General features: G+C 71.3%; 17 protein-coding genes. 6 read left to right on the top strand and 11 right to left on the bottom strand.

Annotated elements, in window-relative coordinates:
- Positions 1-152 precede the first annotated feature (152 nt).
- The 3 genes from J8N05_RS34875 to J8N05_RS34865 are packed head-to-tail and all read right to left on the bottom strand — an operon-like array spanning position 153 to position 2,292.
- On the bottom strand, positions 153-725 hold the full coding sequence (locus tag J8N05_RS34875) for a cob(I)yrinic acid a,c-diamide adenosyltransferase (protein ID WP_210889782.1): 573 nt from the start codon (positions 723-725) through the stop codon (positions 153-155).
- Between the two features lie 13 nt (positions 726-738).
- A complete protein-coding gene (locus J8N05_RS34870) occupies positions 739-1,488 on the bottom strand; it encodes an ABC transporter permease (RefSeq protein WP_210889781.1) in 750 nt (249 codons plus the stop codon).
- Between the two features lie 21 nt (positions 1,489-1,509).
- A complete protein-coding gene (locus J8N05_RS34865; RefSeq protein ID WP_210889780.1) occupies positions 1,510-2,292 on the bottom strand; it encodes an ABC transporter ATP-binding protein in 783 nt (260 codons plus the stop codon).
- A 90-nt stretch (positions 2,293-2,382) separates the two neighbouring features.
- Here J8N05_RS34865 and J8N05_RS34860 point away from each other — a divergent pair, with 90 nt between their 5' ends.
- From J8N05_RS34860 to J8N05_RS34845, 4 genes are all read left to right on the top strand, one after another.
- Positions 2,383-3,024, top strand: coding sequence for a TetR/AcrR family transcriptional regulator (locus tag J8N05_RS34860; protein ID WP_210889779.1), 642 nt, complete (start codon positions 2,383-2,385; stop codon positions 3,022-3,024).
- Positions 3,025-3,263: 239 nt separating this feature from the next.
- Complete coding sequence (locus J8N05_RS34855; protein WP_210889778.1) at positions 3,264-4,112, top strand: 3-hydroxyacyl-CoA dehydrogenase family protein; 849 nt, start codon at positions 3,264-3,266, stop codon at positions 4,110-4,112.
- 184 nt (positions 4,113-4,296) lie between these two features.
- Positions 4,297-4,620 carry an STAS domain-containing protein gene (locus tag J8N05_RS34850; protein WP_107021287.1) on the top strand — a complete coding sequence of 108 codons (324 nt, stop codon included), beginning with the start codon at positions 4,297-4,299 and terminating at the stop codon, positions 4,618-4,620.
- A gap of 261 nt (positions 4,621-4,881) precedes the next feature.
- Positions 4,882-7,527 (top strand): ATP-binding protein, encoded by a 2,646-nt coding sequence (locus J8N05_RS34845; RefSeq protein ID WP_210889777.1) that lies wholly within the window; start codon positions 4,882-4,884, stop codon positions 7,525-7,527.
- 104 nt (positions 7,528-7,631) lie between these two features.
- Here the strand turns inward: J8N05_RS34845 and nucS are convergent, their stop codons facing one another.
- Positions 7,632-8,303 (bottom strand): endonuclease NucS, encoded by a 672-nt coding sequence (nucS, locus tag J8N05_RS34840; protein ID WP_210889776.1) that lies wholly within the window; start codon positions 8,301-8,303, stop codon positions 7,632-7,634.
- A gap of 298 nt (positions 8,304-8,601) precedes the next feature.
- Here nucS and J8N05_RS34835 point away from each other — a divergent pair, with 298 nt between their 5' ends.
- Complete coding sequence (locus J8N05_RS34835; RefSeq protein WP_107021284.1) at positions 8,602-8,994, top strand: SCO5389 family protein; 393 nt, start codon at positions 8,602-8,604, stop codon at positions 8,992-8,994.
- A 151-nt stretch (positions 8,995-9,145) separates the two neighbouring features.
- On the opposite strand, the gene J8N05_RS34830 is transcribed toward J8N05_RS34835, so the two are convergent.
- Positions 9,146-10,180 carry an LLM class flavin-dependent oxidoreductase gene (locus tag J8N05_RS34830; protein WP_210889775.1) on the bottom strand — a complete coding sequence of 345 codons (1,035 nt, stop codon included), beginning with the start codon at positions 10,178-10,180 and terminating at the stop codon, positions 9,146-9,148.
- A gap of 218 nt (positions 10,181-10,398) precedes the next feature.
- Here J8N05_RS34830 and J8N05_RS34825 point away from each other — a divergent pair, with 218 nt between their 5' ends.
- Positions 10,399-10,728 (top strand): ATP/GTP-binding protein, encoded by a 330-nt coding sequence (locus J8N05_RS34825; protein WP_189773446.1) that lies wholly within the window; start codon positions 10,399-10,401, stop codon positions 10,726-10,728.
- A 36-nt stretch (positions 10,729-10,764) separates the two neighbouring features.
- On the opposite strand, the gene J8N05_RS34820 is transcribed toward J8N05_RS34825, so the two are convergent.
- The 6 genes from J8N05_RS34820 to scy form a co-directional block, all read right to left on the bottom strand.
- Positions 10,765-11,610 carry an ABC transporter permease gene (locus J8N05_RS34820; protein ID WP_210889774.1) on the bottom strand — a complete coding sequence of 282 codons (846 nt, stop codon included), beginning with the start codon at positions 11,608-11,610 and terminating at the stop codon, positions 10,765-10,767.
- On the bottom strand, positions 11,607-12,860 hold the full coding sequence (locus J8N05_RS34815; RefSeq protein ID WP_210889773.1) for an ABC transporter ATP-binding protein: 1,254 nt from the start codon (positions 12,858-12,860) through the stop codon (positions 11,607-11,609). Before J8N05_RS34815 ends, J8N05_RS34820 begins: the two co-directional genes overlap by 4 nt.
- Positions 12,861-12,970: 110 nt before the next feature.
- Positions 12,971-13,741 carry an ABC transporter permease gene (locus J8N05_RS34810; RefSeq protein WP_210889772.1) on the bottom strand — a complete coding sequence of 257 codons (771 nt, stop codon included), beginning with the start codon at positions 13,739-13,741 and terminating at the stop codon, positions 12,971-12,973.
- A 4-nt stretch (positions 13,742-13,745) separates the two neighbouring features.
- Positions 13,746-14,747, bottom strand: coding sequence for an ABC transporter ATP-binding protein (locus tag J8N05_RS34805; protein ID WP_210889771.1), 1,002 nt, complete (start codon positions 14,745-14,747; stop codon positions 13,746-13,748).
- A gap of 152 nt (positions 14,748-14,899) precedes the next feature.
- Positions 14,900-15,835 carry a coiled-coil domain-containing protein gene (locus J8N05_RS34800; RefSeq protein ID WP_107021278.1) on the bottom strand — a complete coding sequence of 312 codons (936 nt, stop codon included), beginning with the start codon at positions 15,833-15,835 and terminating at the stop codon, positions 14,900-14,902.
- Between the two features lie 183 nt (positions 15,836-16,018).
- Positions 16,019-19,867 carry a polarized growth protein Scy gene (scy, locus tag J8N05_RS34795; protein WP_210889770.1) on the bottom strand — a complete coding sequence of 1,283 codons (3,849 nt, stop codon included), beginning with the start codon at positions 19,865-19,867 and terminating at the stop codon, positions 16,019-16,021.
- Between the last annotated feature and the right edge of the window lie 176 nt (positions 19,868-20,043).

Raw genomic sequence — 20,043 nt, 5'->3', positions numbered from 1 at the left:
CTCGGGTGCGGTTCTCGGGTGCGGGCCCGGTGGGGGCGGGCCGCGCAGTTCCCCGCGCCCCTTAAAAGCGACAAGATTGCGCCGTTCCCCGCGCCCCTGAAGACGAAAGACGACAGGACTGCGCCGTTCCCCGCGCCCCCAGGGAGCAAGCGTCAGCGTTCGCCGCCCGGGACCCACAGGACGTCGCCCACCTCCTTGTTCGCTGTCCTTGCGAGGATGAAGAGGAGGTCCGAGAGGCGGTTCAGGTAGGTCGCTGTGAGGGGGTTCATCACCTCCGCGTGGGATTCCAGGGCCGTCCAGGTCGAGCGTTCCGCCCGGCGGACCACCGTGCAGGCCTGGTGGAGCAGGGCCGCTCCGGGCGTGCCGCCGGGGAGGATGAAGGAGCGCAGCTTCTCCAGCTGTTCGTTGAAGCGGTCGCAGTCCGCCTCCAGCTTGTCGATGTAGAACTGCTCGACGCGCAGCGGCGGGAACTCGGGGTTCTCCACGACCGGCGTCGACAGGTCCGCCCCCACGTCGAACAGGTCGTTCTGGACGCGGGAGAGGACCTTCACGATCTCCTCGTCGAGGTCGCCGAGGGCGATCGCCGTGCCGAGGGCCGCGTTCGCCTCGTTGGCGTCGGCGTACGCCGAGATCCGCGGATCCGTCTTGGCGGTGCGGCTCATGTCGCCGAGGGCGGTCGTGCCCTGGTCGCCGGTCCTGGTGTAGATGCGCGTCAGATTGACCATGCGGCCAGCGTAGTTACGCCCCGGCCGTTCGGAACACGCGTGTGCCCACTGTCACGGCGAGTCCGGTGAGACCGACGGCGACGAGGACCCCGTACGCCATGGAGGCGGTGGTGTACGAGCCGGCGTACGCGTCCCGCATCGCGTCCACCAGATAGCGGAACGGCATGACGTGCGAGAGGGCGTCCAGCCAGCCCGGGGCCAGCGACATGGGCAGCATCAGGCCGGACAGGAGCATGGAGGGCATGGTCAGGGCGTTGATCGTCGGGCCGAACGCGTGGGGCGAGCCGATGCGCATGGCCAGCGCGTAGGAGAGCGAGGCCAGCGACACCGTCAGGAGGGCGACGAAGGCGAAGCCGATCAGGATGCCCGCCACGGGTGCGCGCAGGCCCATCACCACGGCGGCCAGGACCAGCAGGACAGCCTGGAGGACGAAGACGGCCGTGTCGCGCAGCACCCGGCCGAGCAGGAGCGCGAGCCGGCTGACCGGGGTGACGCGCATCCGCTCCACGACCCCGTGGTTCTTCTCCACGATGATCATGAACCCGGCGAACGCGGCGCCGAACAGGCCGAGTTGCAGCAGCAGTCCCGGTACCAGGATCTGCCAGGAACTCCCGTCGCCGCCGAGCGGCAGATCGGTGAGCAGGGGGCCGAAGAAGAGCAGGTAGAGCAGCGGCATCAGTACGCCGAAGAGCATCGCGAATCTGGAGCGCAGGGTCTGGCGGAGATAGCGCCCGAAGATCAGCGCGGTGTCCTGGAGCAGCATGGGCAGATCACTTCCTGGAGGCTAGACGGTCGCGGGGGCGGGAGCCGCCGGTTCGGGGGCGCGGCCGGTGATCGCCAGGAACGTGTCCTGGAGCGTCGCGTCGACCGAACCCCCGTACCGGAGCTTGAGCGCGCTCGGTGTGCCCTCCGCGACCACGACACCCCCGTCGACGATCACGAGCCGGTCGGCGAGCGCGTCCGCCTCGTCGAGGTAGTGCGTGGTGAGGAAGACCGTGGTGCCGTACTCGGCGCGCAGGCGGCGGACGAGGTCCCAGAGGTCGGCGCGGCTCGCCGGGTCGAGGCCGGTGGTCGGTTCGTCGAGGAACAGCACCTTCGGGCGGTGGACGAGGCCGAGCGCGATGTCGAGGCGGCGGCGCTGGCCGCCGGAGAGCGCCGACGTCTTCCGGTCGAGGAGGTCGGTCAGGCCGAGGTCGAGGGCCAGTTCGTCGGCGCGCTCCACCGCCTGCCGCTTCGTCAGGCGGTAGAGGCGGCCCTGCGTGACCAGCTCCTCCCGTACGGAGACCTGGGGGTCGACCCCGCCCGACTGCGCCACGTACCCGCACGCGCGGCGCACGCCCGCCGGGTCGCCGGCCAGGTCGTGGCCCGCGACGGTGGCGGCGCCGCCGGTGGGGGCCAGCAGGGTCGTGAGCATCCGGAGCGTGGTCGTCTTGCCGGCGCCGTTCGGGCCGAGGAGTCCGAGGATCTCGCCCGGCGCCACGGTGAGATCGATGCCGCGGACCGCCTCGACGGGGCCGCGCTTGGTCTGGAAGGTCCGGGCGAGGCCGGCCGTGCTGATGATGGGCATGCGCCAAGAAAAACAGAGCCATAGCAATTTTGCAATGGCCCCAAAATTTGATGGAGCCCAGAAAATCCCGGTCCGGCCTACGATGGGGCCATGGCAGAGGGGCTCAGGGAGCGGAAGAAGCGCGAGACCAGGCAGCGCATCTCGGACATCGCCACGGGACTGTTTCTGGAGCACGGCTTCGTCACCGTGACGATGGTCGACGTCGCGGACGCCGCCGATGTGTCCGTGAACACCGTGTACAACTACTTCCCGGCCAAGGAAGACCTCTTCTTCGACCGCAGCAAGGGTGTGATCGACCGGCTCTCGCGCTGGGTGCGCGGCCGGGACCCCGGCGAGTCGGCCGCCGCCGCCGTCCTGCGCGAGCTGCGCGGGGAGGTCGAGGCGGTCTCGCCGCGGGTCGGCCTGATGGAGGGGTACGACCGGTTCATGCGCGTCATCCACGACGCGCCGGCCCTGCGCTCCCGGCTGTGGAGTCTTCAGCAGGAGGTGCACGACCACCTGGCGGACACCCTGCGTGCGGAGACGGGCGCGGCCCCGGACGATCCGATGCCCGGGCTGATGGCGGGCCAGATCGGCTGGCTCCACCAGACGGTCATGAGCACCGTCGGGCGCGAGATGATAGCCGGGCGCGATCCGGCCGAGGTCTCCCGCGAGGTGCTGACGCTGCTGGACGGCATGGAGGACCTTTTGAGCGAGAAGGTCCTCAACTACGCCGTACGGGCGGCGCAATGAGCCGCCCGGTGTGATGTCCGTCAGATGAGACGTGACGCGCATTACTTAGCGGTCACACAGCACCTCACGAGCGCTATGGTCCGCCGGAGAGACAACTCGAAGACGTGTTGTTCGGGGCTGTCTCGCGATGTCAACGCCAGTCGTCCCGGTCGGCCTCCCGCCGGCCGGAGTCCGGGGTCGCGCGGCGGTCGCCGCACATCGAAGCGGCCCTGGGGAAGAAGCAGCAGGGGAGTCGGACAGTGGCAGGGAAGCTCGCCGTCATCGGGGCCGGACTCATGGGGTCCGGTATCGCCCAGGTCGCCGCACAGGCCGGCTGGGACGTCGTCCTGCGGGATGTCACCGACGCGGCGCTCACCCGTGGCACCGACGGCATCAAGGCCTCGTACGACAAGTTCGTGAGCAAGGGGAAGCTGGACGCGGGCGCGGCCGAGGAGGCGCTGGGCCGCATCACCACGACCACCGACCTGGACGCGGTCGCCGACGTCGACATCGTCGTCGAGGCCGTGTTCGAGAAGCTGGAAGTCAAGCACGAGATCTTCCGTACGCTCGACAAGCTGGTGAAGGACGAGACCGTACTCGCCTCCAACACCTCCGCCATCCCGATCACCAAGATCGCGGCGGCCACCGAGCGCCCGGAGCGGGTCGTCGGCGTCCACTTCTTCTCGCCGGTGCCGATGATGCAGCTCTGCGAGCTGGTCCGCGGCTACAAGACCAGCGACGAAGCGCTCGCCACCGCCCGGGAGTTCGCCGAGTCGGTCGGCAAGACCTGCATCGTCGTCAACCGCGACGTGGCCGGATTCGTCACCACCCGGCTCATCTCGGCACTCGTCGTCGAGGCGGCCAAGCTGTACGAGTCGGGCGTGGCCACCGCCGAGGACATCGACCTGGCCTGCAAGCTGGGCTTCGGTCACGCCATGGGACCGCTCGCCACCGCCGACCTCACGGGTGTCGACATCCTGCTGCACGCGGCGGGCAACATCTACACCGAGTCCCAGGACGAGAAGTTCGCCCCGCCGGAGCTGATGCGCCGGATGGTTGACGCCGGTGACATCGGACGCAAGAGCGGGCAGGGCTTCTACACGTACTGACACACGTACCGACTCCGTGGTGCACCACGACCCGTCACACCGTCACTCGTCAGGGTGATTTGGGTATCGGTTCGCTCACGGACGGCAACTTCTGCCCCGGTACGGCAGTCAGTCCTGGCAACACCTCGCACCACAGGACAGACGAAGACGCCGAGTACGAAAAACGCACTCTCGGGGAGCGCATATGCACATCAGGGGCGACCACGCCGAGCTGGTCGTCGGGGGCCGCCTCGACGTCCGCAGCGCGGCGGACGCCCGTACGGTCCTGCACACGGCCATCGACGACGGCGTCGGCGACCTGGTGCTCGACCTGTCAGAGCTGGACTCCTGGGACGCCACCGGACTCGGTGTCATCATGGGAGCCCACCGGCGGGCGGGGCGGTGCGGCCGGAGGCTTGTGCTGCGCGGCGTCAAGCCGCAGATGCAGCGCCTGCTGGTGGCCACCCGCCTCCACCGCATCCTGGCGATCGAGGGCGGGATCGGGGTCGAGTCACTGCCCCGGGTGTGAGGCTTCGCGTCACTGCCGCAAACGGCGAAGATCGGATCGGAAGCGGCGTACGAAACCCGTACCTCGCGAACAATCCTCACGAAGCTGTGACGTCTCGGACCGCGCGGTACCCCGTGTGTTCGTAGATACTGTGCGAAGGTTTAGGGTTCGCGTGCCCGCGTGTTGATGAACCCGCCAGTGGGCACCGGACCAGAAGCGACAGCGCAGTGTGCGGCAGGCCGGAGGGGGCTCGCACACGACGCTTTTGGGGGGCTTGGACCTATGGACCCGATCAACCGGGGACCCGAAGACCACGGTCACGACGACGACTCGGCGCCACGACAGCGCCCACCGCGTGAGCCTTTGACGCACGCGCTGGGGCAGGGTGGCGTCCAGCACACACCCGCACCGGCCCGTATCGTCCGGCTGGTCGCGGGCGACCATCTGCTCACCGTCAATCCCGTCGACGGCAGCGAGATCGAGCTCTGCCCGCCGGGCGAGCGGCCGCCGCGGCCCACGAAGTTCAGCGCCGCCGAGCGGACCGAGCACACCCGCTCCGCACGGCCGCCCGTCCCGCCCGGGGCGCCGGGGCCCGGACTGCCGCTCCTGGAGCGCCAGGAGGAGCGTGAGAGGCTCGTACGGCTACTCGCGCGCGGCCGCTCCGTCCGGCTCACCGGGCCCTCGGGCTCGGGCCGCACCGTTCTGCTGGACGCCGTCGCCGACGACTGCGCGGACCTCGCGCCCGACGGCGTGATCCGCCTCAGCGGCCATCGCCGCACGGCCGACGACCTGCTGCACGACCTCTTCGCCGCCGTCTACGACGCTCCGCTGCACCGGCCGGAACAGGACGAACTGCTCGCACTCGTCCACGAGATCGGCGCGGTCGTCGTCCTGGACGACGTGGAGTTCGGCGGCAACGCGCTCGAAGACCTGCTCGACGCCGCACCCGAGTGCGCCTTCCTGGTCTCCGCGACGCCCGAGATCGCCGCGCCGGTCGCCGACTCGCTCCTCGAAGAGGTCTTCCTCGGCGGTCTCGGCCGCGCCGGCGGCCTCGAACTGCTGGAACGTGCCGTCGGCCGCGTCCTCACCGAGGAGGAGGCCAACTGGGCGGGCGACCTCTGGTTCGAGTCCGAGGGTCTCCCGCTGCGCTTCGTCCAGGCCGGCGCCCTGCTGCGGCAGCGCGACCAGCTGAGCACCGACCCGGAGGCCTTCGACGACTTCGGCCGCTACTCCGGCGAGTACGACGACGCGCCCTCGGACAGCTACACGAACGCACCCGCGGACGCACCCGTGGACGTACCCGTGGACACGTCCACCGGCGAGTCCGGCACCGAGGACCGCCACGAGGTACCGCTGCCCTCGCTCGCCGAGGGTGCCGCGCCCGCCGCGCTGCTCGCCTCCCGGCTCAGCGAGTCGGCCCGCGCCACCCTGCGCTTCGCCGTCGCCCTGAGCGGCGAGGTGCCGCACCAAGCGCATCTGCCCGCCATCGTGGGGCACACGCACGCGGACGCCGCGCTCGCGGAACTCGTCGGCTGCGCGCTCGTCACCCCGGTCGGCTCGCACTACCGGCTCGCGGCCGGTGTCCAGACCCAACTGGAGAGCGCCGGATACGCCGACGACGCCGAGGACACGGCCCGCGCCGCCGCCCGGCACTACGCCTGGTGGGCCGGGCACCCGTCCGTCACCCCGGAGCGGGTCAGCGCCGAGGCGGACGCCGTGCTCGCCGCACTGGCCGCGCTGGTGCCGCTCACCGTGCCGCCGACCGAGGACGACGAGAACGCCACGGCGGTGGAGCTGGCCCGGAAGGCCGCGCCCGCCTTCGCCGCGGGACTGCACTGGAGCGCCTGGGAGCGCGCGCTGCGCTCCGGGAGCGAGGCCGCCCGGCTGGCCGGCGAGGTCTCGGATCAAGCCTATTTCCACCACGAGTTGGGCATCCTCGCGCTCTGCGGCGGACAGCTCGACCGGGCCCGCGCCGAACTGGAGGCCTCGGTCGGCCTGCGCGGCGCCCTCGCCGACAAGCGCGGCACCGTCGCGGGCCGCCGCGCCCTGGCCCTGGTCGCCGACCGCTCGGGCTTCTCCGGCCTCCCGGCCTCGCCGGGACAGGGACTCCTGGCGCTGCCCGCAGGGGCCGGTTCGACGTCCGGCGAGGAGGTGCCCGACGCACGGTACGAGGAGTCGGCGTCCCCGCCCGGCGGTGTACCGGCCGCGCTCGCGCCGGTCCCCTCGCTGCAGGGACCCGGCGAGCCCGCCACGCTGATCACGCACCGCACCGGATCCACCGCGTCGGCGGGAGCCGGCGGCGTGAAGGCGGGCGGGGTGAAGGGCCTGGTCAACGGCACCCGGCGCAATCTGGTGGCCGCAGGGGCGGGCGCCCTGCTCGCCGCCGTGCTCGGCACGGTGGTGACGCTCGGCGCGACCTCCAACCCCGACGACAACACCCCGTCGGAGAAGGTCGGCGTCACCCCGTCGGCCAGCGCGGACGACGAGGGCGAGGGGCTCGGCGCGGACCGGCCGAAGAAGGGCAGCAGCGACGTGGAGTCGACCGCCCGGCCGAGCGACCCGGGCGAGGACGGCGTACTCGGCACCTCGGACGACCCGACGCCGACGTCGACCGGTGAGCCGTCGGACGACCCGAGCGGGTCGAAGGAACCGAGCCCGACGAAGTCCACGACGAAGCCGCCGTCCACCAAGCCGCCGACTTCGCCGAAGCCGTCGAACACCACGAAGCCGCCGACCGATCCGCCCACCGATCCCTCGACCGACCCGCCGACCGATCCGCCCACCGACCCCAGCGGTGAGCCCTCGGATCCGCCGTCCACCCCGTCGACCTCCGACTCGGCCAGCGGCCCCGCGTCCACCCCCGCCACCAGCAGCTCCGCGAGCAGCCCGGCGGACAGCGGAGGCGCCGGGTCGCCGACGGTGATCTGAGGCGCCGCACGGGCGCGTACGACCGCGCCACGGCATGACGGTGGGCCCGGACCTGTGAAAGGTCCGGGCCCACCGTCATGCCGTACGAACAATTCAGGCCCGCGTCAGAACAGCCGCAGCTTGTCGTCCTCGATGCCCCGCATCGCGTCGTAGTCGAGGACCGTGCAGCCGATGCCCCGGTCCGTGGCGAGCACGCGGGCCTGCGGCTTGATCTCCTGGGCGGCGAAGACGCCGCGGACCGGCGCGAGATGCGGGTCGCGGTTCAACAGGTCGAGGTAGCGCGTCAGTTGCTCCACGCCGTCGATCTCGCCGCGCCGCTTGATCTCCACGGCGACGGTCTTGCCGTCCGCGTCGCGGCACAGGATGTCGACCGGGCCGATGGCCGTCATGTACTCGCGGCGGATCAGGGAGTAGCCCTCGCCGAGGATCTCGATCCGGTCGGCGAGCAGTTCCTGGAGGTGTGCCTCCACACCGTCCTTGATCAGGCCGGGGTCGACGCCGAGCTCGTGCGAGGAGTCGTGGAGGACCTCCTCCATGGTGATGATGAGCTTCTCGCCCGCCTTGTTGATGACGGTCCACACACCCTCTTCGTCCCCCGAACCCTCCTTCAGGGTGCAGGGCGGCGACATCCAGTTGAGGGGCTTGTAGGCCCGGTCGTCCGCGTGGATCGAGACGCTGCCGTCCGCCTTCACGAGGATGAGACGGGGGGCCGACGGGAGATGGGCGGTGAGCCGGCCCGCGTAGTCAACGGAGCAGCGGGCAATGACGAGACGCATGGTCGGCAACGCTACTCGACCGGCACGGGTCGGCGCGATCCGGCCAGGATGCTCGTTGACCGGAGTCTCCCCACCGGCTTCCCTGTCGCCCCTGTTTCCCCGGATAAGCCCTGTTCGAAAGTGGCCGGTTGTGTGCACGTTGGGTCTTCGCTGTGTGCCCAATGTCCTGGTGCGGCCACGAACAGTTGCCTACCGTATAAACGGGAGGTCGCGATGCATGTACTCAGCGTGTTCGACATCGCGGTCTCCTTCCCTGTCCGTCAACCCCCTCTGCCGAGGGGGTGCGAGAGGAGAACCCATGTCGCTGGACGTCTCACCGGCCCTACTCGAAAAGGCCGAGCGAGGCGAGGTCGACGAAGCGGAATTCGTCGACTGCGTCCGGACCTCCCTGCCCTACGCATGGGAGATGATCAGCTCCCTGGTGGCCCAGCTGAAGGTGGACGGCGGCAACTTCGCCGACAACCAGACGCCTCCGCCGGACGAGCAGGCGCGGGGCCAGCTGCTGCGTGCCCTCGCGAGTGACGCGATACGAGGTGCGTTGCAGCGGCACTTCGGGGTGAGGCTGGCCTTCCAGAACTGCCACCGGGTGGCAGTGTTCCCGCTGGACGGCTCGGTGGACGACACCCTGACCCGCTTCACGTCGGTGCGCAGTCAACTGCTGAACCAGTCGCCGGAATTCCGGGACTGCTGATGCCGTGATGCCGCCCCGCTCGCCGCTCCGTACGCGGGAGGTGTTCTGTACCGGAGCGGCGGGCTTCCCGTGGTCCGGGCCTGTCCGGCCCGGGCCACGGGTCCGCGGAGGCGGGGTGCGGTGGTCCCGGTCGGGTGCGCCGGCCCGATGGTCACCGGAGCCGTGGCAGTACCTCGTCCCCCAGCCGCCGTACGTTCTCCTCCGTGGCGGCCAGATCGCCGGAGCCCTCCACGAGGAGCGCGAAGCGGGTGATCCCCGTGCGCTCGGAGGTCGCCGCGAGGCGGTCCGCGCACAGCCGGGGCGTGCCCACCGGGTGCAGCCCGCAGAGGAGTTCGGTGTAGGCAGCGGGGTCGCGCATCGAGCGCTTGCGGTCGTCCACCGTCACATGGGCCTCAAGACCCTGCCGCAGCCAGCCCGGCATGGCCTTCTGCAGCGTCTCGACGGCGTCCGTCCGCCGGTCCGCGATCTGTGCGACACCGGCCGACACATGGGAGGCGCCGGCGACCGCGATGTCGTCGGGGGAGTGCCCCGCGGCGAGCGCGTACGTCCGCCACAGCGCGACCATCTCGGCCTTCTCCTCGTCCCCCACGTGCATGCCGAGCAGCATCGGGAGCCCGCGCCCGGCGGCCGTCCGGACGCTCGACGGCGAGGTGCACGCGACGACGACTTCGGGGCTCTCACCGCCCGACAGGGCCTCCGACGGCCTCGGTACGACCGGGACCTCGCGGAAGCCGAATCGCTCGGAGCCGCCCGCCACGGCCGGTTGGCGCAGCCAGCGCATCAGCAGATCGAGTGATTCCGGGAACCCGTGTTCGTACGCTTCGAGGCCCATTCCGAAGACCTCCAGGTCGACCCACGGTCCGCCGCGCCCGACCCCGAGCGAGAAGCGTCCGCCCGAGGTCACGTGCAGCAGCGCGGCCTGTTCGCCGAGTGCCACCGGGTGCACGGTGGGCAGCACGCTGACCGCCGTGCCGACGCGGATCCGTCGGGTGCGGCCCAGCAGCAGCGCCGCGAGCGTCACGGCCGACGGGCACGTCCCGTACGGCACGAAGTGGTGCTCGGCCAGCCATACCGTGTCGAGCCCGGCCTCCTCGGCGACCTCCGCCGACCGCACCGCGCGGTGCAGCGCCTCGCCCTGTCCCTGACCGGGAAACTGGGCCGCCAGAACGAAACTTCCTACGCGCATCGCGCTCCTGCCTCCTTGCGCCGACGAGGCTCCCCCATCCCGCATAACCGTCTGACACGTGCCAAAGTCACGGCTTGGCGGGGAGATTGGCGGATTGTCTGGAGAATGAGCCGACCGTGCGGGAGGTCTGTGGGGATTGGTGACGTACGCGTACCCCTGGGAGCTCCGCGTAGGCTGGACGCAGCCCCTGCTCCCTGTATAGCTCCGTGAGGTGTCCTGTGTCCCCGCGTCGCAACCGTCCCCACGTCGGTGGCTCCGGCCGGAGCGCGGACGAGGATCCGTCCGACCGGTACGGCGGCTGGCAGTCGGCCGAGAGCTGGCAGGGCGAGTCCTGGAGCGTACGGCACGTGGCGGGAGCGAGCGCGCAGGGCAAGACCTACCGCTGCCCGGGCTGCGACCAGCAGATCCCCTCCGGCGTCCCGCACGTGGTCGCCTGGCCCGAGCACTCAGGGGTGGACGAGCGCCGCCACTGGCACAAGTCGTGCTGGAACGCGAAGGACCGCCGCACCACGCGGGTGCAGCGGTCCCGGAACGCGCCGAGGTTCTAGAACCCGGCGGACACTCGGACTCGGACACGGCCGAGCTCAGACGTCCCGTCGTTCAAGGAGCACGTACGCGCCCGCGATCGCCGCGGCGGTCACTCCGACGAGCAGGAGGAGCTGCGAGGTGCCGCCGCCGTTCTCGGAGTCGATCTCGAAGATCTTGGCGAGCGCGTTCGGGGCGTTGTAGTCCATCATCTTCTCGCCGACCGTGCGCAGGCTCTCGGACATCATCAGGAACGCCGGCATGATCGCCGGGACCAGCACCAGGCCGAGCATCGCGGTGATCGCGCCCGCGGAGTGCCGCAGCATCGAGCCCACGGCGAGCGCGAGCACGCCGAGCAGCGACACGTACAGCGCGCCCTTCAGGACGGTCCCGCCCCACGCGTTGTCCGAGGACCCGCCGTGCATGCCCGACGTGATCAGGCCGACGAACCCGATGGCCAGCGCCGACACGACGAACGCGACGACGAAGAAGATCATCAGCTTGGCGGTGAGCACCCGGTGGCGCTGGGGCGAGGCCGTGAACGTCGTACGGATCATGCCCGTGCCGTACTCGGACGAGACCACCAGCACGCCCAGGGTGATCAGGCAGATCTGCCCGAGGATCAGCCCGAAGAACGCGGGGATCGTGTACGGGACGTCCGCGTAGTCGGTGTCCTGGGTCTGGGCCGCGACGAGCAGACCGATCCCCACGACCAGGAGCAGGAAGACGCCGAGCGTCCACATCGTGGAGCGCACCGACTTGATCTTCGTCCACTCCGAGGTGAGCGCGTGCCCGAGATGGGTGCGCGTGATCGGAATCGGCGAGGTGTACGAAGTCCCGGGCGCCGACTGCCAGTTCGGGGCAGGGGCGGCCTGCTGGTGCGTCTGTGGCTGGGGCGTGCTCATCGGGCGTCCTCGGGCTTGGTCAGGTCGGGGGCGGCGGAGGAGGGCTGCGCGGGGGCGGCCGGGGGCTGTACGGGAGCGGGCTGTGCGGCAGCGGACGGCGCAGGGGCCGGCTGGGCGGGCTGCGCGTACGGGTTGGGCTCCCCGGCGCCCGGGATGCCCGGAGCGCCGTAGGGGCCCGCGGGCGGCTGTCCCTGGGGCATCGCGAACGGCTGCCCGCCCTGCTGGGGCGGCGGCGGCGCGTACCAGCCCGGCTGGCCCTGTCCCGGCACCGGCATCTGCGGCGTCGGCATCGCGCCCGGCGGCAGCTGCTGCTGCAGGCCGGCGCGCTGGTCGACGGTGGAGCGGTAGTCGACGGCGCCCTGCGTCATCCGCATGTACGCCTCCTCCAGCGAGGCCTGGTGCGGCGACAGCTCCCACAGCCGTACGTCGGCGTCGTGGGCGAGGTCGCTGATGCGGGGGAGCGGCAGCCCGGTGACGCGCAGCCCGCCGTCCTGCTCGGGCAGCACCTGACCGCCCGCCTCCGTGAGCGCGGCCGTCAGCTTCTCGCGCTGCGCGGGGTCGGTGGCGGGGGTGCGCACCCGTGCGAAGTCGGCCGAGTTGTGCGAGATGAAGTCGCGGACGCTCATATCGGCCAGCAGCTGGCCGCGGCCGATCACGATGAGGTGGTCCGCCGTGAGGGCCATCTCGCTCATCAGGTGCGAGGAGACGAAGACGGTCCGGCCCTCCGCGGCCAGCGACTTCATCAGGTTGCGCACCCAGAGGATGCCCTCGGGGTCGAGTCCGTTGACCGGCTCGTCGAAGAGGAGCACCTGCGGGTCGCCGAGCAGCGCGGCCGCGATGCCGAGCCGCTGGCCCATGCCGAGCGAGAAGCCCTTGGAGCGCTTTTTCGCCACGTCCTGGAGGCCCACGACCCCGAGCACCTCGTCCACCCGGCGGGCGGGGATGCCCGACAGCTGCGCCAGGCACAGCAGGTGGTTGCGGGCGTGCCGGCCGCCGTGCACGGCCTTGGCGTCGAGCAGCGCGCCGACCTGCCGCGGGGCGTTGGGCAGCCTGCGGTAGGGGTAGCCGCCGATCGTCACCTGCCCGGCGCTGGGGTTGTCCAGCCCGAGAATCATCCGCATGGTCGTGGACTTGCCCGACCCGTTGGGGCCGAGGAAGCCGGTGACCGAGCCCGGCCTGACCTGGAAGGAAAGGTTGTACACGGCCGTCTTGTCGCCGTAGCGCTTCGTCAGGCCGACTGCCTCGATCATTCTCCGCACCCATCGAAAGGTTCAGGACGTCGGGGCACACGCCCCCGTAAGGGTTAGGAGGATATCGGGGCGCTGACGGTTCCCCTCAAGAGCGGGTAAAAAACCTCGCGTCACGCGTCCCGCCTCTTCAGCAGCACGTAACCGCCGATCACCGCGACGACGACCCACAGCACCATGATGCCCAGCCCTCCCCAGGGTCCGTACGGTACGTCGTCGTCGAGCGGGGTGACCACCTGCATGATCTTGCTGCCGGCCTGGTCGGGCAGGAACTGTCCGATCTTCTTGGTGGCGGAGACGTTGCCGAGGATCGCGGAGATCAGGAAGAAGAACGGCATCAGGATGCCCAGGGACAGCATCGGGCTGCGCAGCATCGTGGCGACGCCCATCGAGAACACGGCGATGAGGGTCATGTAGAGGCCGCCACCGATGACCGCGCGCAGGACGCCCGGGTCGCCGATCGCCGCCTTGTGCGAGCCGAGCACCGCCTGGCCGAGGAAGAACGCGACGAAACTGGTCACGAGTCCCACGACGAAGGCGAGCACGGTCGCCACGGCCATCTTGCTGAACAGGAACGTGCCGCGTCGCGGGACGGCGGAGAGCGAGGTGCGGATCATGCCGGTGCTGTACTCGTTGGACACCACCAGCACGCCGAACACGATCATCGCCAGCTGGCCGAGGCTCATCCCGGCGAAGCTGATGTAGGTGGGGTCGAAGGAGAGCCGGTCCTTCGCGTTCATCTTGTCGAACTCGTTCTTCGACAGCAGCGAGATCAGTACGCCGAGCACGACGGTCACCACGGCGGCGAGGCTCAGCGTCCACAGTGTGGACGCCACCGACCGGATCTTGGTCCACTCGGACCTCAGGACCTGGGTCGCGGCCATGGAATCAGCCCTTCTTCCAGTCGTCGCCCCACTGGGGCCCCGGCACCTGCGGTCCCGGCTGCCCGCCGGGAAGGGGCGGCGGCTCGGCGCCGAGAGGGGCGCCGGTGTGCGCGTGGTACTCCACCGACTCCGCCGTGAGCTGCATGAACGCCTCCTCCAGCGAGGCCTGCTGGGGGCTCAGCTCGTGCAGCACGATCCGGTGCTGCGCGGCCAGCTCGCCGATGTCCTCGGGCCGGTACCCGTCCACCTCAAGCGTCCCGACGCCGGTCTCCACGACGACGACCCCGGCCCGGTGCAGCACGTCGAGCAGCAGCTCACGCTGGGGCGACCGGATGCGTACGTACGAGCGGGAGTTCTCCCTGATGAAGTCGGCCATGGACGTGTCGGCGAGCAGCCGGCCCTGGCCGATCACCACGAGATGGTCGGCGGTCAGCGCCATCTCGCTCATCAGGTGCGAGGAGACGAAGACGGTACGGCCCTGGGCGGCGAGGGACTTCATCAGATTCCGGATCCAGTGGATGCCCTCGGGGTCGAGCCCGTTGACCGGCTCGTCGAACATCAGGATCCGGGGGTCGCCGAGCAGCGCGCCCGCGATGCCGAGCCGCTGGCCCATGCCGAGCGAGAAGCCCTTGGCCTTCTTCTTCGCCACCGCGGTGAGCCCGACGGTGTCCAGGACCTCGTGCACCCGGCTGCGCGGGATGCCGTTGCTCTGCGCGAGGCACAGCAGGTGGTTGAAGGCGCTGCGGCCACCGTGCATGGCCTTGGCGTCGAGCAGGGCGCCGATGTACGTCAGCGGGTCCTTGAGCCGGTCGTAGTGCTGCCCGTCGATCCGGACGTCACCCGCGGTCGGCCGGTCGAGCCCGAGCATCATCCGCATCGTGGTGGACTTCCCGGCCCCGTTCGGCCCGAGAAACCCGGTGACGATCCCCGGCCGCACGGCGAACGTCAGCTGATTCACCGCCATCTTCTCGCCGTACCGCTTGGTCAGCCCCTCGATCTCGATCATGCGCCCACGCTAGAACGCAACAAAGCCCCCTGCCACCGGAGTGGCAAGGGGCCCCAGAAGGGGCGCGGGGAACTGCGCGACCAGCCACAGCCGGCCCGCAGATCCCCGCGACCTCACCCCGACCCGTACTGGGCCAGGGCCAGCGCCAGCGCCTAGCGGGACTGCTGAGCGGGCACCCCACGAGTGATCGGCTCGTCCTCAGCGGGCGACCCGGCGGCGGCAACAGCCGCACCGGTGAGCGTCGCCAGCATCTCGCGCACGTTCGTGAGCTGCGCGTTGATCGAGTCACGCCGGTTCGTGAGCGCCGCAAGCTCCCGCTCGGACTCCGACCGGATCCGGTCGGCCTTCGCGTTCGCGTCGGCCACGATGTCCTCGGCCTGCCGCTGAGCCGTCTCGACGGTCTGACGGGCACGACGCTCGGCGTCCGTACGCAGCTTCTCGGCCTCAAGCCGAAGCTGCTCCGCACGGTGCTCGATCTCCGCGAGACGCTTCTCGGCCTTGGCCTGACGCGAGGCCAGGTCGCGCTCGGACTGCTCACGCCGCTTGGCGAGGTTCGTCTCGAAGTCGGCGGCGGCCTGCGCGGCCTTCGCGCGGGTCTCCTCGAAGAGGGCGTCCGCCTCCTCGCGCTTCGACTGCGCGTCCTTCGTCGCCTCCTGACGGAGCTGGGAGGCGTCCGTCTTGGCCTTCTCGACGATCCGGACGCCTTCGTCCTCCGCCTTGGACTTGCGGTCCGCAGCGAACGATTCTGCGTCGTTGCGCACCTGCTGGGCCGCCGACTCGGCGAGCTCGCGGTGCTGCTCCGCCGCGCGACGGGCCTCCTCGCGCAGGTCCTTGGCCTCCTCCTCGGCGAGGCGGAGGATCTTCTCGACGCGGGCACCGAGGCCGGCGTACGACGGCTCGGCGTCGCTTACCTGGGCCTGGGCGTTCTGCGTTTCGAGATGGAGTTCCTCGATGCGCTTTTCGAGAGCAGTGATGCGGGCCAGAGCGCTGTCACGGTCGGAGACGAGCTTCGAAATGCGTTCGTCCACCTGAGCGCGGTCGTACCCACGCCGCACAAGCTCGAAGCCGTAGGGGGAAGTGTCGCTCATGGGGTTCCTGTCGAATGAGACCGGTGAGGTGATAGGTGGAATCCTAGGGGCCAAAACGGTGTGTCATCGAGCAGTAGCCCGATTGATATGGAGAATGACACCCTTTTTGGTGGCTAACGGCCGGAACGCTTGCCAGGGAGCTTCACCGAAGCCCCCCGGCATGCACGGAAGTTGCCCATCTGGCTAGCCCTCGGACGGCTTGCCACCCGAACGGGTCGCACCGGCCGCCGCGCCCGCCTTGACGCCCCCGTCCTTGCCACCCGACGGCGCCTCAAAGGATTCCAACGCTTCCAGGACGTCCTGGACACGGGAGATCTCGGCATTGATGTCCTGCCGACGGCGGACCAGCACCTCCAGCTCGCGCTTGCCCTCCTCGACCGCGGCCCGCGCCTCGCGGACCGCCTCGGATCTGATGCCCTCGGCCTCCGCGATGAGCGCGGCCTTCTTCTGCTCGGCCTCCTTGAGGAGCCCCTCCGCCTTCTTCACCGCGGCGATCCGGACCTTGCTCGCCTCCGAACCGGCCTCCGACACGAGGTCCTTGGCCTTCGCCTCGGCCTCCTTCAGCTGGTCCTCGGCGGCCCTGATCAGCGCGTCGCACCGATCGCCCGCCGCCTTCATCGTCTCGGCGGACTCCCGGCGGGCCCGGTCGTGCAGTTCCTCGATCTCACCCGTGATCCGGTCGCGCAGCTCCTCGGCACGCTCCCTTATGGCCGTCGCGTCCCGGCGCGCGCCGACCAGCAGCTCGTCGGCGTCCGTCCTGGCCCGCTCCACCCGGGTGTTGCCCTCGACCGTCGCCTCGGACAGCAGCCGCTCCGCCTCGTTGCGCGCGGCGCCGACCATCGTGTCGGCCTGTGCCTCGGCGTCCGCGGTGGTCTTGTGCGCGCTCTGCTGCGACTCCGAGAGGAGCTTGTCGGCCTCGGCGGTCGTCTCCGTGATCAGCTTGTCGACCTGCTCGGCCGCCTCGGAGCGCCGCTTGTTGGCCTCCTTGCGCACCTTGTCCAGCGTGTCGTCGGCCTCGTCGCGGGCGTTCGACATGAGGCGGTCGGCCTCCTGGGCGGCCTCGGCCTTGAAGCGCTGCGCCTCCGTGCGGATCCGCTCGGCGTGCTGCTGCGCGGAGCCGACCGTGTCGGCCGCCTCGGCGCGCAGCCGCTCCGCGTCGCCCGTCGCGTCCGAGATCAGCTTCTCGGCCTTCGCCACGGACTCGGCACGGACCCGCTCCGCCTCCTGGTTCGTCTCCGCGGTGAGCCGCTCGACCTCGGCCGTCGTCTCGGTGATGAGGGTGTCCGCCTGCGTCGCCGCGTCCGACCGGATGCGGTTGGCGTCGTCGCGGGCCTCGGCCCGGGAACGCGAGGCGTCCTGCTCGGCCGACGCGATGGCGTCCGACGCCTCCGTACGCGCCCGCTGCAGATGCTCGGCGGCGTCCGAACGCAGCCGCTCGGACTCCGCGATCGCCTCCGAGACCGTGCGCTCCGCGAGGGTCTTGGCGGCCTCCGCCTCGTCCCGCGCCTCGCGCCGGACCCGGTTGCCGTCCTCGGTCGCCCGCTCCCGCTCCGCGTACGCGTCGGCGCGGACCCGGTCGGACTCCTCCTGCGCCTCGGTGCGCAGGCGCTCCGCCACGTGCTCGGCGGTGCTGCGCAGGCCCGTGATCTCCTCCTGGGCCTGCTCGTGCAGCCCGGCCACGGCGTCGCGCACCTGCTGTGCGGTCTGCTCGGCGGCCGACACCATCTCGGTCGCCCGGCGGTCCGCCTCCTCGACCAGCCGTACGGCCTCGGTCTGGGCCTCCTCCACGCGGTTGCGCGCCGAGGCCAGCAGCTCCTCGCTCTGCTCGCGGGCCCGCTCGCGCTCCTGGTCGGCCTCCTGGCGGGCGGCGCCGAGCAGCTCCTCGGCCTCGCGGCGGCGCCTGGCCGCCTCCTCCTGGGCCGCGGACAGCGCCTCGGCGGCCTCCGTGGCCAGCCGCTCGGCGGCGGCCTGGGCCTCGGCCCGTACGCGGTCGGCGGTGTCCTGTGCCTCCGTCTTGAGCCGCTCGGCCTCCACCGAGGCGTCCGAACGCAGCCGTACGGCGATGGCCTCGCCCTCGGCCCGGGACGCGGACGCGTCCGAGGCGGCCTCCGTGCGCAGCCGCTCGGCCTCCGTCTCGGCCTGCGCCTGGAGCGTACGGACCCGCTCGGCGGCCTCGGCGCGCAGCCGGTCGATCTCCTCGGAGGCCTCGCGGCGGATCCGCTCGGACTGCTCCCGGGCGTCGGTGAGCGCCTGCTCCGCAGAGGCGAGGCGCTCCTCGGCCTCCGTGTGCAGCCGGGTCAGCCCCTCGGCGGCCTCGGCCTGCCGGGCCGCTATGGCCCGCTCGGTGTCCTCGTGCAGCTCGGCGGCGGCCCGCTCGGCCTCCGCCTTGATCTCGTCGGACTGCTCGACGGCCTCCGTGCGGTGCCGCTCGGCCTCCGTACGGGTGCGCTCCAGGGTCTCCTCGGCCTGCCGGCGCAGCGTCGTCGCGCGCTCGATGGCCTCGGTGCGGACCCGCTGGCTCTCCGTCGTCGCGTTCGACCGCAGCTCGTCCGCGTCTGCCTTCGCCTTGGAGAGCAGCTCCTCGGCGGTCCTGGCCGCCTCCTCGATCTGCTGGACGGCCTCGCGCCGGGCCTCGGAGCGGATCCGCTCGCCCTCTTCGTTGGCGTCCGCGCGCAGCTGCTCGGCGTCGCCACGCAGCCGGCGCGCCTCCTCCTGCAGCTCGACCGTCTTGGCGCGGTACTCCTTGGTGTCGTCCTTCGCCGTGCCCTTGAGCTGCTCGGCGATGTCGTGCGCCTCGGCACGCAGCCGGTCCGCCTCGGCCTCTGCCTCGGCGCGGATGCGCTCGGCCTCCTCGGAGGCGGCCTTGGTGGTCGTCTTGGCTTCCTCGGACGCCTTGTTCAGCACGTCCTCGGCCGTACGGGCCGCCTTGGCGAGCTGGGACGCGGTCTCCTCGGCCGTGAGACTGCGGGCGCTCTCCTCGGCCTCCGCGGTGATCTTCTCGGCCTTGGTACGGGCGTCCGCGACGACCTGCTCGGCCTCCGCCTTGGTGGCCTCGGCCTCCTTGATCGCCTCGCCGACCAGCCGCGCGACCTGCTCCTTGGCCGTACGCGTGCGCTGTTCGTTCGCCGACTCCGCGCCGGAGAGCGTCTTGGCCGCGGCCTCCTTGGCCTCGGCGACGACCTTCTCCGCCTCGGCCCGCGCTTCGCGCAGCGCGGCCTCGGCCTCGTTGATGCGCTGCTCGGCGGCGCGGCTCAGCTCGCCGGCCTGGCGGCGGGCGTTGTCCGAGTCGGACGCGGTCGAGCTGCGCAGCTGCTCGGCGTGGTCGGTGGCCTCCTGGGCCTGCGTCGAGGCGGCGTTCAGCAGCCGCTCGGCGTCGGTGCGGGCCCGGCGCAGCAGCGCCTCGGCCTCCGCGCGCGCCCGCTCGGCGTCGCTCTGCAGCCGCTGGCGGGCCTCTCCCGCCAGCCGCTCGGCCTCCGCGCGGGCGGCGGCCAGGGCCTGCTCGGCCTCGCCGCGCGACTCGTCGGCCAGCCGGCGGGCCTGCTGCTCGCTGCGGGCCCGCAGCTGCTCGGCCCACGCCACGTTCTCGTTGACGTGCGACTCGACGCTCTGGCGGCGCTCGGCCAGCTCCTGGTCGAGCTGCTGGCGGCGGGTGACCGCCTCCTGATGCAGCTCCGCCTGGAGACGGGCGGCCTGCTCCGCGTGCTCCTGCAGAATCCGCTGCGTCTGCGCGCGGGCCTGGCTCAGCTCCCGCTCGGCGTCCTGGCGCAGCTGATCGGCCTGAACCTGCGCATTACGGAGCATCTGCTCGGCCTGATAGCCGAGGTCGGCACCGTCGTAGGCAGGCCGGGTCGCCAGACTGCGGCGCGCCTCGTGCAGCTTGGCGCGCAGCACCTCGACCTGATAGCCGAGGTCCTCGGCGTGCTGGACGGCCTTCTCCCGCTCGGTCTTCAGCCGTTCCATCTCGGCCTCGAACCGAGAGAGGTGGTCGACGTCAGCCGCCGGCTCTCGCTCCTGGCGTTCGTAGCCCCGCACTGCGCGGTCCCATCCGTCCCCTGGTCGCAAGTCTCTCCAAACGAGCACCGTCCATCCGCCGGACAGGGCCCCCGGGGAATGGTGTCAGATCAACGGCGGAGCACGGGCTGCTCCCCCGACGCTCGTCCCCCGAAACCTGGACCCCGGCCCTCGGATCCTGACGATGAGGACCCGGA

It is taken from the genome of Streptomyces liliiviolaceus, assembly GCF_018070025.1.
Taxonomy (GTDB): domain Bacteria; phylum Actinomycetota; class Actinomycetes; order Streptomycetales; family Streptomycetaceae; genus Streptomyces; species Streptomyces liliiviolaceus.
This window is presented reverse-complemented; position numbering and strand designations above follow the sequence as displayed.